Source organism: Rhodoferax sp. U2-2l, assembly GCF_020594515.1.
GTDB lineage: Bacteria > Pseudomonadota > Gammaproteobacteria > Burkholderiales > Burkholderiaceae_C > Rhodoferax.
In genome coordinates, this window is record NZ_JAJCTH010000010.1 from 13,078 (window position 1) to 28,395 (window position 15,318).

At 63.7% G+C, this 15,318-nt stretch carries 13 protein-coding genes; 7 read left to right on the plus strand and 6 right to left on the minus strand.

Annotated features, from left to right (window positions below; genetic code table 11):
* Positions 1-29 precede the first annotated feature (29 nt).
* Positions 30-965 carry a prenyltransferase gene (locus LHU53_RS10365; RefSeq protein WP_227332579.1) on the minus strand — a complete coding sequence of 312 codons (936 nt, stop codon included), beginning with the start codon at positions 963-965 and terminating at the stop codon, positions 30-32.
* Between the two features lie 118 nt (positions 966-1,083).
* Between LHU53_RS10365 and LHU53_RS10370 the strand changes: the two genes are divergently transcribed.
* The 7 genes from LHU53_RS10370 (at position 1,084) to LHU53_RS10400 (ending at position 10,166) form a co-directional block, all read left to right on the plus strand.
* Positions 1,084-3,147 carry a nitrogen regulation protein NR(II) gene (locus LHU53_RS10370; RefSeq protein ID WP_227332580.1) on the plus strand — a complete coding sequence of 688 codons (2,064 nt, stop codon included), beginning with the start codon at positions 1,084-1,086 and terminating at the stop codon, positions 3,145-3,147.
* Positions 3,144-3,773: a response regulator transcription factor gene (locus LHU53_RS10375; protein WP_227332581.1), complete on the plus strand. Its 630-nt coding sequence runs from the start codon at positions 3,144-3,146 to the stop codon at positions 3,771-3,773. The genes LHU53_RS10370 and LHU53_RS10375 overlap by 4 nt, the downstream gene beginning before the upstream one ends.
* 551 nt (positions 3,774-4,324) lie before the next feature.
* Positions 4,325-5,434: a 6-phosphofructokinase gene (locus LHU53_RS10380; RefSeq protein ID WP_227332582.1), complete on the plus strand. Its 1,110-nt coding sequence runs from the start codon at positions 4,325-4,327 to the stop codon at positions 5,432-5,434.
* Positions 5,435-5,660: 226 nt separating this feature from the next.
* Positions 5,661-6,896: a porin gene (locus LHU53_RS10385; protein ID WP_227332583.1), complete on the plus strand. Its 1,236-nt coding sequence runs from the start codon at positions 5,661-5,663 to the stop codon at positions 6,894-6,896.
* Between the two features lie 6 nt (positions 6,897-6,902).
* Positions 6,903-7,328, plus strand: coding sequence for a hypothetical protein (locus LHU53_RS10390; RefSeq protein ID WP_227332584.1), 426 nt, complete (start codon positions 6,903-6,905; stop codon positions 7,326-7,328).
* Positions 7,325-9,739: a bifunctional diguanylate cyclase/phosphodiesterase gene (locus tag LHU53_RS10395; protein WP_227332585.1), complete on the plus strand. Its 2,415-nt coding sequence runs from the start codon at positions 7,325-7,327 to the stop codon at positions 9,737-9,739. Before LHU53_RS10390 ends, LHU53_RS10395 begins: the two co-directional genes overlap by 4 nt.
* 22 nt (positions 9,740-9,761) lie before the next feature.
* Positions 9,762-10,166 (plus strand): thioredoxin family protein, encoded by a 405-nt coding sequence (locus LHU53_RS10400; protein WP_227332586.1) that lies wholly within the window; start codon positions 9,762-9,764, stop codon positions 10,164-10,166.
* Between the two features lie 22 nt (positions 10,167-10,188).
* Here LHU53_RS10400 and LHU53_RS10405 read toward each other — a convergent pair whose 3' ends face one another.
* The 5 genes from LHU53_RS10405 to LHU53_RS10425 form a co-directional block, all read right to left on the minus strand.
* Positions 10,189-11,307 carry a sulfate/molybdate ABC transporter ATP-binding protein gene (locus LHU53_RS10405; RefSeq protein ID WP_227332587.1) on the minus strand — a complete coding sequence of 373 codons (1,119 nt, stop codon included), beginning with the start codon at positions 11,305-11,307 and terminating at the stop codon, positions 10,189-10,191.
* A gap of 142 nt (positions 11,308-11,449) precedes the next feature.
* Complete coding sequence (gene cysW, locus LHU53_RS10410) at positions 11,450-12,334, minus strand: sulfate ABC transporter permease subunit CysW (RefSeq protein WP_227332588.1); 885 nt, start codon at positions 12,332-12,334, stop codon at positions 11,450-11,452.
* Positions 12,331-13,212, minus strand: coding sequence for a sulfate ABC transporter permease subunit CysT (gene cysT / locus LHU53_RS10415; protein WP_227332589.1), 882 nt, complete (start codon positions 13,210-13,212; stop codon positions 12,331-12,333). The genes cysW and cysT overlap by 4 nt, the downstream gene beginning before the upstream one ends.
* 326 nt (positions 13,213-13,538) lie before the next feature.
* Positions 13,539-14,540: a sulfate ABC transporter substrate-binding protein gene (locus LHU53_RS10420; protein ID WP_227332590.1), complete on the minus strand. Its 1,002-nt coding sequence runs from the start codon at positions 14,538-14,540 to the stop codon at positions 13,539-13,541.
* Positions 14,541-14,588: 48 nt separating this feature from the next.
* Entirely contained in the window at positions 14,589-15,143 is a 555-nt protein-coding gene (locus LHU53_RS10425) for an alpha/beta hydrolase (RefSeq protein WP_227332591.1), read from the minus strand.
* Between the last annotated feature and the right edge of the window lie 175 nt (positions 15,144-15,318).

Consider the following 15,318-nt stretch of genomic DNA (forward strand, 5'->3'; position numbering starts at 1 on the left):
GGTCCCGCAGGCTCGGACGCGTCGCGGGGTCAGAAAAGCGTCACGGTCAGCAAACCGCCCGCCATGCTCAGACCGTGCACCAAGGCGGCTGCCACGGTCAGCCGCCAGGCCCATGGCGCGTGTTGTGGCTGCCGGGCTGCCAACCACAGCAGGCCGATTGCACCCAGCGACAGCGGCCATGACACCAGTCCCCACAGCGCCTGCTGCGGGTGGTAAAGCATCCACACGCCGCCCACCAGCCAGCCGTAAGCCAGCAGCATCAGCGCCGTGCCGAGCGCGGCGAGCCCTTTGGGGCCCAGGCCCGGGGGCGGGTTGCCCGTGGTGCGGTCAGCGGCCTGGGTGGCCCGCTGCGCCAGCGGGATGGCCGCCGCCAGCAGCGCAAAACTCACCGCATCCACCGCCGGAATCACAAAAAACTGGTGCCGCTGCACGTAGTCGGCGCCCAGCACCACCAGCCACCAGGCCAGCGCGGTCACCACCTCCGTGCCGCCGCGTGCGCCCAAACGAAAGGGTGGCGCGGCATAGGCCCAGGCCAGCAGCAGGCCTGCCAGACCCAGCAGCACCAGCCCGCCACCGGCTTTCACCGCCAGCGCCAACCCGGCCACCAGCATCAGCCCCAGCAGCGCCCACGCCAGCTGGCGCAGCTCGGTCACGGTGATGGTGCCCTGGGTGATCAGGCGCAGGCCCGAGGCCGCACCCCAGGGTTCCATCGCGTCAGCCGGTGGGGTGGGCAGACGCTGATCGCGCGGCGCCAGATGCCAGGTGTGCAGCATGTTGACCGCGGCGTGAAAGCCGCAGGCCAGCAGCAGCGCCGCCACGGCACCCGCCCAGTCCAGCGCATAACCACAACCCGCCGCCGAGCTGAACCCTAGCACACAAGCCACGGCGGTCAGGCTCAGTGAGGCCGGGCGGGCCAGTTGCCACACCGTGTGGAGGGAAATTTCGCGCACTGCAGCTTGGGACATCGCCCCGAATCTATCGGACCCGCACGCCAGCGCCGTGACACAGATCAATCGGGCCGGATGATGTGACAGACCGGGCCCGCCGTGCCCTGACTATGATGTGAACCCCAACCCGTTGCCCATGGCCCACCACCCCGCCGCTGACCATTCTCTTGACTTTGCGCTGTTGCAAACCACGGTGGCACGGCCGTCGGGGCGCAACCGCGTCACGCTGCTGTGGCTGCTGGGCCTGCTGGCGCTGCTGGTGGGTTCGGTGGTGGCGCTGCTGCTGTACCTGAACAATTTTGAGGAAGAAGAAGCCGCCCGCCGCCGCGCCGCCGATGCCCAGTGGCTGGAGCAAAGTGTGCAGTTCCACTTTCGCCGCCTGGAAGACGACCTGCTGGTGCTGGCGCGCCAGGCCGTACTGCAGGCCAGCAACGCGCAGCCGCAGGCCGACACGTCCGCGCCACAGGTGCAAGGTGGCCTGCTGTGGCGCGAGCCCGGTGTGGTGTTGTCCAGCGGCTGGATGCCCGCCGGTCAGCTGGGTCAGCTGCAGCTCGGCCCCGAGCGTTGGCAGCGCGACCGTGAGGCGCACCCTGACAATGCCGACGCCCTGACGCTGATGCAGACCACCACCCAAGGACTGCGCCGCTCGGCCTACGCCGGGCTGATGCTGCGCCCGGATGGCACCGCCACCGACGTGATCTGGCTGGCGGTGCCCTTTTTTGACGGTGGCGACTTCGTTGGCAACTACCTGGCGGCGGTGTCGCTGCAGCAGGCGCTGGCGGCGCTGGTGCCCACCTGGTTCAGCCAGTCGCACAGCGTGCGGCTGGAAAACCAGCCTGCGCCGGGGGACATGTTGACCCGTGGGCCTGAGCTGGCGGACCTCCAGGTGGACCGTGTGGCCCTGAACCTGCCGGGGGTGGACCTGTTTTTGCAGGTGGCGCTAACCCAGGCACAGCCCGCCACCGTGCCCCGTATCTTTTTCCTGGTGGCGGTACTTTTTTTACTCGGCATGCTGGTGGCGCTGTATGTCTTGCGACGCGACTTTGTCAAGCGCCAGCGGGTGCAGACACTGCTGCAGGCGCAGGTCGCGCTGCGCACCGCCATGGAAAACTCGGTGACGATTGGCCTGCGCGCCTGGGACTTGCAGGGCCGCATCCTGTATGTCAACGACGCCTTCACGCGCCTGGTGGGCTTCAGCGCGGACGAGTTGATGGGTTTGAAGATGCCGTTTCCGTACTGGCCGCCCGACCAGCACGAGCTGCTGGTGCAGGTGCATGAGGGCATCATTGCGCACGGTACCTCGGGTAACGGCGTCGAGGTGCAGTTTGCCCATCGCGACGGCCACCTGATCGACGTGCTGATCCATGAGGCGCCGCTCAACACCGCCAGTGGTCAGCAGATCGGCTGGATGAGCTCGGTGATGGACATCAGCGAGCGCAAACGCGCGCAACGCATGGCCGCGCAGCAGCAGGAAAAGCTCGAAGCCTCAGGCCGGCTGATCGCCGTGGGTGAGGTGGCGTCCACCCTGGCGCATGAGCTGAACCAGCCGTTGGGCGCGTTAAGCAGCTTTGCCAATGGCCTGCTGAACCGTCTGGGTGACAACACCATCACCCTGCCCGAACTGCTGCCGGTGGTGCAGCGCATGGCGCGTCTGGCCGACCGTGCCGGCGGCATCATCCGCCGGGTGAATGACTTTGCCCGCAGGCGTGAGCTGTCGCGCCATCAGCTGGACCTGGTGACATTTTTGACACGGGTGCTGGCCGTGCGCGGCGACGACGACGGCCCGAGCGCCCAGTGGTCGGCGCCTGCCCAGCCGGTGTGGGTGGATGCGGACGAATTGCTGCTGGAGCACCTGGTGAACAACCTGGTGGCCAACGCGCAGGACTGGGCGGCAATCGGCAGCGCTCAGCCGCAGGTGTGGATCGACCTGCGCCAGGACAGCGCCCAAGGCGTGGCCGCCTTGTCGGTGGCCGACACCGGCCCGGGTGTCAGTGAGGAAGCGCGTGAGAGCATCTTCAACGCCTTTGTCAGCCGCAAGGAAGGTGGCATGGGCATGGGGTTGGCGATTTGCCGCTCCATCGTCGAAGCGCACCACGGCCAGCTGGAAGTGGGCCGCGACCCGGTGCTGGGTGGTGCGCGTTTTACCGTTGTTTTGCCGTTGGCCCAGGTGGCGGCGGTGTTGCCTGAAGGAGCCCCATGAAGCGCCCTGAACTCCACATCGTTGACGACGACCCGGACATCCGAGATGGCCTGGCCTGGCTGTTTGACTCGCGCGGTTATGCGCCTGCCACCTGGGCCGGTGGCGAGCCGTTTTTGCAAGCCGCACGGGCCCTGGTGGGTGCTTGGGGCGCGTCGGTGGTGCTGATGGACCTGCGCATGGCACCGCTGTCAGGGCTGGCCACCTTTGAGCAACTCAAGGCGCTGGGCTGCCCCTGGCCGGTGCTGTTTCTGACCGGGCATGGCGATGTCAGCATGGCGGTGGCAGCGGTCAAGAATGGCGCTTGGGATTTTCTGGAGAAGCCGTTCCAGGACAACGAGCTGGTCGACCGCGTGGCGCAGGCACTGGCGGCGGCCAGCGCGATGCAGGTGGGTGACGCCGAGGCGCAGCGCCTGCGCCAGGCCTTGACCTCGTTGAGCCCGCGTGAGCGCGAGGTGCTGGACGAACTGATCCGCGGCCACTACAACAAGAACATCGCCGACCACCTGGGCATCACCGCCCGCACGGTGGAGTTTCACCGCGCCAATATTTTCGAGAAGATGGGCGTGAGTTCGGCCATTGAGCTGGCCCACAAACTCGGTCGCTTGCAGCCGATGGGGTCTGCGTGACAGGTGACGTGTTTGGGGTGCTTGCTGTTTGGGTACGCCCGGACTCAGGACGACGCGGCATTCAGCTCCGCGGCTGTCCCCCGGCCCTGCGGGCCTCCTCCTTGATGCCGCTGCGCTGAATGCCACGCCGTCCTGAGTCAGCCAACGAAGGGCGAAGTGTGAAGAATTCAGTCTGGGCCTACCCACAGCGCTGGCGACCGATGAGACTGGGGTGAATGGTGCAGCGGCATCAAGGAGGAGCCCGCAGGGCGGGGGACAGCCGCGGAAGCATTCGCCCCAGTCTCATCGGTCATCACCGACCAGTCCCCCCAACGATGCAAGCGGTGCACGAACACGATGCAACCCGCCCCACCCTCCCAGCGCCAACCGAACCCGCAGGTCAAATGGCTACAAAAGTTATAGCTAGCCATACGCATGTCGACATGACTTGGTACCTCTTTCTCCCTGCGAAAACTTGTTTCAAGAATGTAACTTTCAGCAGACTGACACCCAAGTGCTTGCGGCACAATTCATGCATCAGTCCAAAGACCTAGTTTTATTGAGGCCCTCCCATGAAAAAACCTATCAAACGCATTGCAGTCTGCACCGGCGGCGGTGACGCCCCCGGCCTGAACGCCGTGATCCAGTCGGTGGTCATCGCTGCCGACAACCTGGGTTGGCAGTGCTACGGCATTCGCGATGGGTTCAACGGCATCATGTTCCCGGAGCGTTATGCCGAGGGCGGCGTGTACCGCCTCACCCGCGACAAGGTGCGTGGCATTGGCCACCTGGGCGGCACCATTCTGGGCACCACCAACAAGGGCAACCCGCTGCATTTCCCGGTGAACATGCCCGATGGCACGGTGCGCGAGATCGATCGCTCGGACGAGTTGCTGACCTACTTTGCCACCCACGAGATCGATGCGCTGGTATCCATTGGTGGCGACGGCTCGCTGACCATTGCCGACGCCCTGCACCGCAAGGGCTTGCGGGTGGTGGGTGTGCCCAAAACCATTGACAACGACCTTGACAAAACCCTCACCACCTTCGGTTTTGACACCGCCGTGGGCTTTGCCACCGAGTGCATTGACCGACTGCATTCCACCGCCGAGAGCCACCAGCGCGTGATGGTGGTCGAGGTGATGGGCCGCTACGCCGGCTGGATTGCCCTGCACGCCGGAATTGCCAGTAACGCCCATGCCATCCTGATCCCGGAAATTGGTTTTGACATCGACAAGGTGACCGCCAAGCTGCGCGAACGCGAGGCCGATGGCCATCTGTACTCCATCGTGGTGGTGGCCGAGGGTGCGCAAGCCAAAGACGGCCACCGCGCACTGGTGGCCGCCGCTGAAGTGGGCCACGCCGAACGTCTGGGCGGCATCGGCGAGAACGTGGCCCACGCGCTGGGCCAAGCCACGGGCAAGGACACCCGCGTGGTGGTGCTGGGGCACTTGCTGCGCGGCGGCAGCCCCACATCGTTTGACCGCCTGGCGGCCCTGCGTTTTGGCGCCGCTGCCGTGCGCGGGCTCGATGCCGGCCAAAGTGGTGTGATGGTGTCGCTGGGCGTGAACGGTGTGGACTATGTCGGACTGGAAGAAGTGGCGGGCCACATCCGCAATGTGCCGATGGATTGCGACACCCTGCAAACCGGGCGTGACCTCGGTATCTCGTTCGGCGACTGAAGCAGCACGACACGAAGCCCCTGCCATCATTTGCCAAGTACCGGGTTGGTGGCTTGTCCGTCGCAGCCTGAAAAGGCCTATGCGGGGCCTGTGGACAGGCCATTTTGCTGACAGGGTGTGCCGCAAGTTGGCTACACTCTTTTGGCCGTCACAACGCCAATTTTGTATCGGCGTCGGCGCCGGGAGTGGGTCAACCAGCATGTTTATCACACATAAAAATTGCCCAATGGTTTCTGGGAGGTTGTGGCATCGGGCCATCATCGGCGCGATCGTGTGCCTGGGCCTTGGCACCCCCGCCTTGTCCGCGGCGCAGGGCCTCACCGCCCTGACCGACCCGCCTGATCTGCCAGACGTCAGTCTGCATGGTTTTGGCACGCTGGGCCTGACCCGTTCCAACGATGACAACGCGGAGTTTGTGCGCGATCTGTCGCAACCCAACGGTGCGCGCACACGCTGGACGCCCAAGGTGGACAGCCTGGTGGGCCTGCAGGCCAACGTTCATTTCAGCCACAGCACCGAGGCTGTGGTGCAGGTGGTCTCCCGCTACCACGCCGATTCAAGCTACCGGCCCGAGTTGACCTGGGCCTTTGTGCGGCACGATTTTTCACCCGACTTCTCGCTTAGGGCGGGCCGCCTGGGCACCGAGTTCTACATGCTGGGCGACTCCCGGCTGGTGGGGTATTCCAACCTCAGCCTGCGCCCGCCACCGGATTTTTACGGCTCGCTGGTGTTTTCATACATCGATGGCCTGGATGTCACCCTGACCCGGCCCGTGGCCTCGGGCTTGCTCAAAGCCAAGCTGTTTGCGGGGCGGTCGCCTGAAAAGACGCCTTATGCGCCTGGACTGACCTGGGATCTGTCGGGTTCGACCCTGGTCGGTGGTTACCTGGACTACCAACATGGCCCGTGGCAGTTGCGAGCGAGTCACGCCCAGGTGCAGTTCCATCATGAGATGCCGGTCAATGCGTTGACCGGCCTACCTTATCTGTCTGCAGTGCCTGCGATGGCCATGGCGGGTCAGTCTGTGCGTTTCAATTCCCTGGGGCTTGTGTATGACCAAGGGCCACTCAATGTTCAGCTTATGCTCAATCAGATCAAGCATGACGGCTTGGCCTATGCGGACTCCAAGGCGGGCTACGTGATGGCTGCGTATCGATTGGGGGCGATCACTCCCTACTTGGGTGTGTCTCGCAGCTCGTCTGATGTGGAGCAACTCCCGGTGATCGGCAACGACTTTATTGACAAGGTGTTAACCCCTTCACTGGTTGCGCAAAGTGTCGCAGACCAGCACACCTATACCGTCGGTGCGCGCTGGGACTTCCAGAAAAATCTGGCGGTGAAAGCTCAGGTCGACCGGATCAAGGGCACACCTTCTTCTGTTTTCCTGCTGAAGGGCACCGAGCCAGGCCGCTGGGACGGCCGCATGACCGTCTTCAGCCTGGCGCTGGACTTTGTCTTTTAAACCGCCATGAAAGCACTGCTGTTCACCCTGTTTCTGGTGCTGTCCGGCCTGGGCAGTACGGCACGCGCTGAGCCGGTGGTGGTGGTCAGCGCGGCAAGTAGCCTGCGTCAGCTCAGTCAGGACGAAGTGGTCAATATCTTTTTGGGTCGTTACCGCCGCTTGCCCAATGGTGACACCGCGTTGCCCATTGACCAACCCGAGTCCAGCCCTGTGCGCGCCGATTTTTATCGGCGCCTGGTCAACAAGGATCTGAATGAAATCAACGCCTACTGGTCACGGCTGATCTTTTCCGGCCGCACTTCGCCGCCGCTTCAGGCATCCAGCTCGGCCGACGTGATAGTGTGGCTGCTCGGGCAGCCGGGCGGTGTGGCTTATGTGGATCGCACGCAGGTGGACAAGCGGCTTCGCATCGTCATGGAGTTTCCGCGATGAAGCCGCCGCACCAGGCCTTGTCGGCGTCCTGGCGACCCACGGGGCTGCTGCTGCGTTCGACACTGGCGGTCATTCTGGCGTCGCTGCTGGCCGCGGTGGTGGCCGTGGCTTACACGGCACAGGCCACCAGTGAACGCGCGCACCAGACCTCACAGACGCGTTTGAACGAGTTGCTCGACACCATCGAGAGCACACTCGCGGTGGCCTGTTTTGCCAACGACCAGACGCTGGCGGTTGAAGTCACGCAGGGGCTGCTGAGCAACTCCGATGTGCTGGCGGTCAACATCACCACCGACCAAGCGGTACTTGCCGACGGTCGGCGCGACGGCACCAACGTGGCCCAGACCGACGGGCAGCTCAAGCGGCTGATTTATTCGCCGTTTGATGCCTCGAAGCAGGTGGGCCAGATTCTGCTGACCCCCGACCCGCAAGTGATTGAAGCGCGCATCCGCGAAGAGGTCTGGCTGGCCGCGGTGCAGTTGAGCTGGCAACTGGGCATGGTCACCTTTGCCGTCGTGGTGATGATGTTGCTGTTCATCGTGCGTCCCATCAAGGCCATGTCCGACCGGCTGCACCGCATGGACCCGACCCGCGGCGAGCGGCTGGCCACACCCAAACGGCATGCGCGCACGGAGATTGGCCAGCTGGTGGCGGACATCAACGCGCTGTCTGATCGCCTCACCGATACCTTGGCCACCGAGCGCGAGTTGCGCCTGCAAGGCGACATTGACGAAAAAAAATACCACACCATTTTTGACAATGCCGAGTCCGGGCTGTTCCTGATCGACCATCGCGGGGTGTTGATGTCCTGGAACCCGGCCTTTGCCCAGCTGTTTGACATCGACCGGCAGCCGCCCGGCCAGGCGCTCACCGCGCTCAACATCAACCAGTTGCCGTGGCAAAACCCGACCCAGATCGATAAGTTGGTGCAAAACGCCTTGCGCCAGAGCGCCGCCGTGACCAAAGACCTGCAGATTCTGATTCCCGGCGTTGAGCGCAGCTGGACCAATGTGGTGTTGCGCTCGGTGGGCAACAACCTGCTGCAAGGCGTGGTGCACGATGTCAGCCACCTCAAGGAGTCGGAGGCCAATGCCCGGCAGCTGGCCATCACCGACCCGCTCACCGGCCTGGCCAACCGCCTCGGGCTGGAGCAGCGCCTGCACACCCATGTGCAGGAATACGCGGCGACCAAAACGGGCGGGTTTGCACTGTTGCTGGTGGACATGGATGAGTTTCGTCGCATCAACGAAGGCATGGGTTTGCCCGCGGGTGACAGCATCCTGCAAATCACCACGCGCCGCCTGTCGGCCTGCCTGGGCAGCGAAGACACCCTGGCGCGGCTGGCAGCAGACCGGTTCTGCATCATCCTGAACCATATCACCCAGGGCGACGTGGTGGACCGGGTGGCGGGGCGCATCACGCTGGCCATTCGCCAGCCCTATTTTGTCGACGGGTCACCGGTCAACCTGCACGCCAGCATTGGCATCGCGCTGTTCCCGAGCGACGGGTTCGATGTGCCCTCGCTGCTGCGCCAGGCTGAGCTGGCGATGGACAACGCCAAGTCCACCGGCGGTGACGGCCACGTCTTTTTCAACCCGGTGCTGACCGAGGCGGCCGAGCAGCGGCGCCACCTGGAAAGTGACCTGCGAAGCGCCATCCGCAACCACGAATTTGTGCTGTTTTACCAGCCCGTCATCGATCTGCGCACCCTGCGCCTGTCCGGGGCCGAAGCGCTGATCCGCTGGCGCCACCCCACCCGCGGGCTGGTGCCGCCCGACAGTTTCATTCCGCTGGCGGAGAAAACTGGGCTGGTGGTGGAGATCAGCCTGCTCATGCTCGATACCGCCTGTGCGCAACTGCAGACCTGGCAAAACCAGGGCCTGGACTACACCTTGTCGCTGAATGTCTCGGGCCGACAGATTCCGGACGGGCTGTCGCCGGCCACCTTGCATGAGGTGGTGTCGCGCTACGGCATTACTCCGGACAAACTGGCGCTGGAGATCACCGAGGGCGTGATGCTGCGCGACATCGACAAGTCGCTGGCCTGGGTCAACGCGGTGCACGCGCTGGGTTTTCGGGTCTATCTGGATGACTTTGGCACCGGTTATTCATCGTTGTCGTACCTCAAGATGTTCCCGGTGGACACGCTCAAGGTCGACAAGTCGTTTGTCAAGGACATGAAGGACGACGGCAACGAATTCACGCTGGTGGGCGCCATCATTGCCATGGGCCGCAGCCTGGGCCTGGACATCGTGGCCGAAGGCGTCGAGCTGGAAAGCCACCTGCTGGCGCTGCAGCGCATGGGCTGCCACTATGCGCAGGGTTATTATTTTTCGCCGCCTGTGCCTGCGCAGGAGTTTGAGGCCGTGGCCGCCCGCGTGACGACATTGCTGGTCCCGCCAGCACCTTGATATTTTTTGTGATCTTTGCCCCATGCCGACTTCTTCTGACCTGACACCGGATGCCCTGTGGGTGGTTTGCCTGTGCGCCCAGTGGTGCAACGTGTGTGAGCAGTACCGCCGCAATTTCGCGCAGGTGCAGGCCAGTGTGCAGGCAGACCACCCCACGGTGCGGTTCCTCTGGCTCGACATCGAGGATGAAGCCGAGGTGCTGGACCCGCTGGACGTGGAGAACTTCCCCACCGTGTTGCTGGCCGTGGGGGACACCCCGCGATTTTTTGGCACCATCACCCCGCAACCGCAGACGCTGGAGCGCCTGGTGCGCAACGCGCTGCAAGACCCGGCCTCGGGCGCTTTGGCTGACCCGGGTGTGAAAGAACTGGTGGGCCGGGTTCGGGCCTGGCGCTCCCGCACGGCTCAGCCTGAGCGCTTGGCTTGAGGCTTCGGTCCGTGGCGCTGGCTCAGATGCCTTCGCCCTCGGCCACAAACACCCGCGCGCGGCGCGGTGTCAGCAGCACGGTGTCACCTTCCTTGAAGCCTTGCTCGCGGTAATGCTGGGCAGGAATGTGGGCTTCGATCAGGGTGCCCTGGCCCGCGGCCGAGGCGTCCAGCGGCAGCAGTTCGAGCCGCGCAATCGGCCCCACCACCATGGCGCGCGTCAGCTTGGCCACCAGGCCTTGTGACGGCGCAGCCAGGTTGGCACCGGCCACGTAAGGTGTGACGTCCAGATCATGCGGGCGCACATAGGCGAAGGCCTTGGCGTCCTGCACCGCGCTGTGCTCTGGTGTGGTCAGACGCAGGCCCTGCTGGTCTTCGCCGATCAGCATCTCGCCCTCGTGCGCGCGGCCGTGGAACAGGTTCACGTCACCCAAAAAGCCGTACACAAACGGGCTGGCTGGGTGGTCCCACACCTCTTGGGGTGAACCAATCTGCTCGACCTTGCCGGTGTTCATCAGCACCACCCGGTCGGCCACCTCCAGCGCTTCTTCCTGGTCGTGGGTGACAAAAATGCTGGTGACATGCAGGTCGTCATGCAGGCGGCGCAGCCAGCGGCGCAACTCCTTGCGCACCTTGGCGTCCAGCGCGCCAAACGGCTCGTCGAGCAGCAGCACCTGCGGCTCCACGGCCAGCGCGCGCGCCAGGGCAATCCGCTGGCGCTGCCCGCCGGAGAGTTGTGACGGGTAGCGGTCGGCCAGCCAATCCAGCTGCACCAGGCCCAGCAGCTCATGCACTTTCTGCTTGATCACGGCCTCGGACGGGCGCGTGGCCTTGGGTTTCATGCGCAGGCCAAACGCCACGTTGTCGAACACGCTCATGTGGCGAAACAGCGCGTAATGCTGGAAAACGAAGCCGACATTGCGCTCACGCACGTGGGTGTCGGTGGTATCAGCGCCGTTGAACAGGATGTGGCCGCGGTCGGCGGTTTCCAGCCCGGCGATGATGCGCAGCAGCGTGGTTTTGCCGCAGCCCGACGGGCCCAGCAGCGCGACGAGTTCGCCGGATTCGATGTCCAGCGACACGTCACGCAGGGCGTGAAAGTTGCCGAAGTCTTTGCTGACGTTGCGAATTTCAATGCTCATGGGGATTCTCTAAAAAAGGCAATGTTGATATCAGCTGCGGCCAGGCCAGAAACACCGTTGAACCGGCTTTGCCGGGCCACGGTTGTTGCCCCTGCAAGGGGGTGGCGTAGCGACACGGCGTGCGCGAAGCCTGGGGTGTGTGTCATATCGTCGGGCGCTCCGGCGGCAGGGCAGCTGCGGCCTTCTGGTCGCGTTCAAACTGCCACTCGACCACCGACTTGATCAACAAGGTGAGCAGTGCCAGCAGCGCCAGCAGGGATGCCACGGCAAAAGCCGCGACCGACTGGTACTCGTTGTACAAAATCTCCACATGCAGCGGCAGCGTGTTGGTCTGGCCACGGATGTGGCCCGAGACCACCGACACCGCACCAAACTCGCCCATGGCGCGTGCGTTACACAAAATCACGCCGTAGACCAGGCCCCACTTGATGTTGGGCAGCGTCACATGCCAGAAGGTCTGCCAGCCGGTGGCACCCAGCACAATGGCCGCTTGTTCCTCATCAGTGCCCTGCGCCTGCATCAGCGGGATCAGCTCGCGGGCGATGAACGGGAAGGTGACGAACACCGTGGCCAGGATGATGCCGGGCACCGCAAACACGATCTTGATGTCATGCTCGGCCAGCCACGGGCCGATCCAGCCCTGCGCGCCAAACATCAGCACATAGATCAGGCCAGCGACGACGGGCGAGACCGAAAACGGCAGGTCGATCAGCGTCGTCAAAAACGCCTTTCCCTTGAACTCGTACTTGGCCACGGCCCAGGCTGCGGCCACACCAAACACCAGGTTCAGCGGCACCGCCACGGCGGCAGTGAGCAGGGTCAGGCGGATCGCGCTCCAGGCATCGGGCTCGTGCAGCGCCTCTAGCGCGGCGGGCAGGCCTTTGCGCAGCGCCTCGGTGAACACCGCCGCCAGCGGCAGCAGCAAAAACAGGAACACAAAGCCCAGCGCCAGGCCGATCAGGGTCCAGCGCACCCAGGTCGGCTCGGTGGTACCCGCGCGGGCGTTACGAACGATGGCGGTGCTCATGATTTGCCTCCGGCACGGCGGCGCTGCCAGCTTTGCAGCGCGTTGATGACCAGCAGCAGCACAAACGAGATGGCCAGCATCACCGTGGCCACGGCGGTGGCACCCGCGTAGTCGTATTGCTCGAGTTTGCCGATGATGATCAGCGGGGTGATTTCCGACACCATGGGCATGTTGCCGGCAATGAAGATCACCGAGCCGTATTCACCTACGGCGCGGGCAAAGGCCATGGCAAAGCCGGTTAGCAGCGCCGGGGCGATGCTCGGAAAAATCACATAACGAAAGGTCTGGAAACGTGAGGCACCCAGGCAGGTGGCGGCTTCTTCGAGTTCTTTTTCAGCATCTTCCAGCACCGGTTGCACGGTGCGCACGACAAACGGCAGGCTGATGAAAATCAGCGCGATCACGATGCCGTTGCGGTTGAACGCCAGCTGGATGCCCATCGGCTCCAGGTATTGGCCGAGCCAGCCGTTGCCCGCCAGCAGCGCGGTGAGTGAGATGCCGGCCACGGCGGTGGGCAGGGCAAACGGCAAATCCACCAGCGCGTCGATGATCTTTTTGCCCGGAAATTCGTAACGCACCAGCACCCAGGCCAGCAGCAGCCCGGCAAACACGTTGAACAGCGCTGCCAGGAACGAGGCACCGAAGGTCAGGCGGTAGGACGCGAGCACGCGCGGGCTGGCCACGGCGGTCCAGAATTCGGCCCAGGTGAGCGTGAAGGTTTTGAACAGCAAGGCTGACAGCGGGATCAGCACGATCAGGCTGAGGTAGAACAGGGTGTAGCCCAGCGTCAGGTTGAAGCCGGGCAGCACGCGCCGGGTGGCACGTTTGGGTGGCGCGGCGGCGGATCCCAGCGGGGCAGAGAGAACGGCAGCGGTCATGAAAGTTGTTGTCTAAAGTGGATCGTTGTAGAACGCGTGTTTGCCATGTGGGCTTGAACCGCCATCCAGGGTTGGTTTCAGTTTGTTGGTTTGAACCCGCAGCGCACGCCGGGTATCCGACTCCGCGAATGTCCCCCGGCTCGGGCTACGCCCAAGCCTCCTCCTTAATTTCGCTGCGTCAGACACCCAACGTACACTGCTAGACGCTCTCATGGCCGCTCACTGGTTTGCCAGGTTGATGCATCGTTAAGCAGGAAGTTGCAGACAGTACGGACGGCCCCCGGTGGCGCGTTGCAACAACGTTTCGGATTGATGTGCGTGGTGGTTTATTTGACGGTATAAATCTTGTCAAACTGCCCGCCGTCGTTGAAGTGCACCTTTTGCGCTTCGGTCAACGAGCCAAAGTAGTCACTCACGGCGAACAGCTGCAGCGGTTTGAAGGTGCTGCTGTACTTGGCCAGGATTTTGGGGTTGCTCGGGCGGATGCCGTGTTTGGCGGCAATCTCCTGGGCTTCGTCGGAGTACAGGTAGTTCAAGTAGGCCTTGGCGACTTCCGCTGTGCCTTTTTTGGCCACCGTGCGCTCCACCACCGCCACCGGGTTCTCGGCAATGATGCTCACCGACGGGTGGATGGCATCCACCTTGCCGGCGCCAAATTCGCGGTCCACCGACACGACTTCCGACTCAAACGTGATCAGCACGTCACCAATGTTGCGCTGCAAGAAGATGGTGGTGGCGTCGCGCCCGCCCTTGGCCAGCACGGGTACGTTTTTGAACAGCTTGCCGACAAACTCAGCCGCTTGGGCGTCGGTGCCGCCGGTTTTGCGCACATAACCCCATGCCGCCAGGTAGGCCATGCGGCCATTGCCGCCGGTTTTGGGGTTGACCACGATGACCTTGATGTCGGGCTTGATCAGGTCGTTCCAGTCCTTGATGCCTTTGGGGTTGCCGTTGCGCGTCAAAAACAGCATGGTCGAGCTGGTGGGTGCGGCGTTGCTTGGGAAACGTTTGGCCCAGTCCTTGGCCACGATGCCGGTGCTGGCCAGAAAGTCGACGTCGGTGGTGGTGTTCATGGTGACCACATCGGCATCCAGGCCGTCGTTCACGGCGCGGGCCTGGGCGCTGGAGCCGCCGTGGGACTGGTCGATCTTGACGTCTTTGCCGGTGGTCTTTTTGTAGTTGGCCACAAAGGCGGCGTTGTAGTCTTTGTAGAACTCGCGCGCCACGTCGTACGAGGCGTTCAACAAGGTGGTTTGTGCGGACACAACAGTTGTGGCGGCCAGACCAAAGGTGGCCAGGGCCAGGGTCACGGTTTGCTTGAATTTCATGAGATCTTCCTTGAGGCGATGAGGGTAAAAAAGGGGTCGGTGGTCGGGTCAGGTCGTGGCCATCTCGGGCTGTGCCAGGCCTTGTGCCTGGCCCATCAGCGACTGCAGCAGGGCCAGGCCTAGCGGCCAGGGGCCAAAACCTGCCTCCAAGTTGATGTGGCCAGCCTCTTGCAGCCGGACAAACTCGCTGCCCCAGGCGCGCGCATAGGCCCCTGCGGTGCGCACCGGGCAAAACGGGTCGGTGTTGCTGGCCACCACGATGTTGGGGTAGGGCAGCTTGTGATACGGCACCGGCGCAAAGTCGGCCAGCACGCCGCGGCGTTCCGGGTCGGCCGGGGCCACCAGCAGGGCGCCGTGAATGTGCGCCGCCACCTCGGGTGGCAGATGCGCGGTGGCAATACAACCCAGGCTGTGCGCGGCAATCACCACCGGCTGGTGTTGTGCCAGGATCGTGCGGCTGATGGACGCCACCCAGGCGCTGCGCGAGGGCACCATCCAGTCGTCCTGCTGCACCCGCACCGCGCCCGGCAACTCGGCCGCCCAGAGGCTTTGCCAGTGGCCGGGCGGCGAGTCTTGCCAGCCTGGAATGATGATGGGAACCATGTTGGGGTTTGCCAGAAGGTGAAAAAAGGATCTGAGCTGGATTGTTCAGCAAGCTTGTTAAAACACAAACGACTATATTTTCATTTGCTTATTTGAATATAGGCATATCAAACGACGCAGACCAGCGGCCGCCAGCGCTCACCGCCTCATTCCATGGCCATATCAATCCGACACG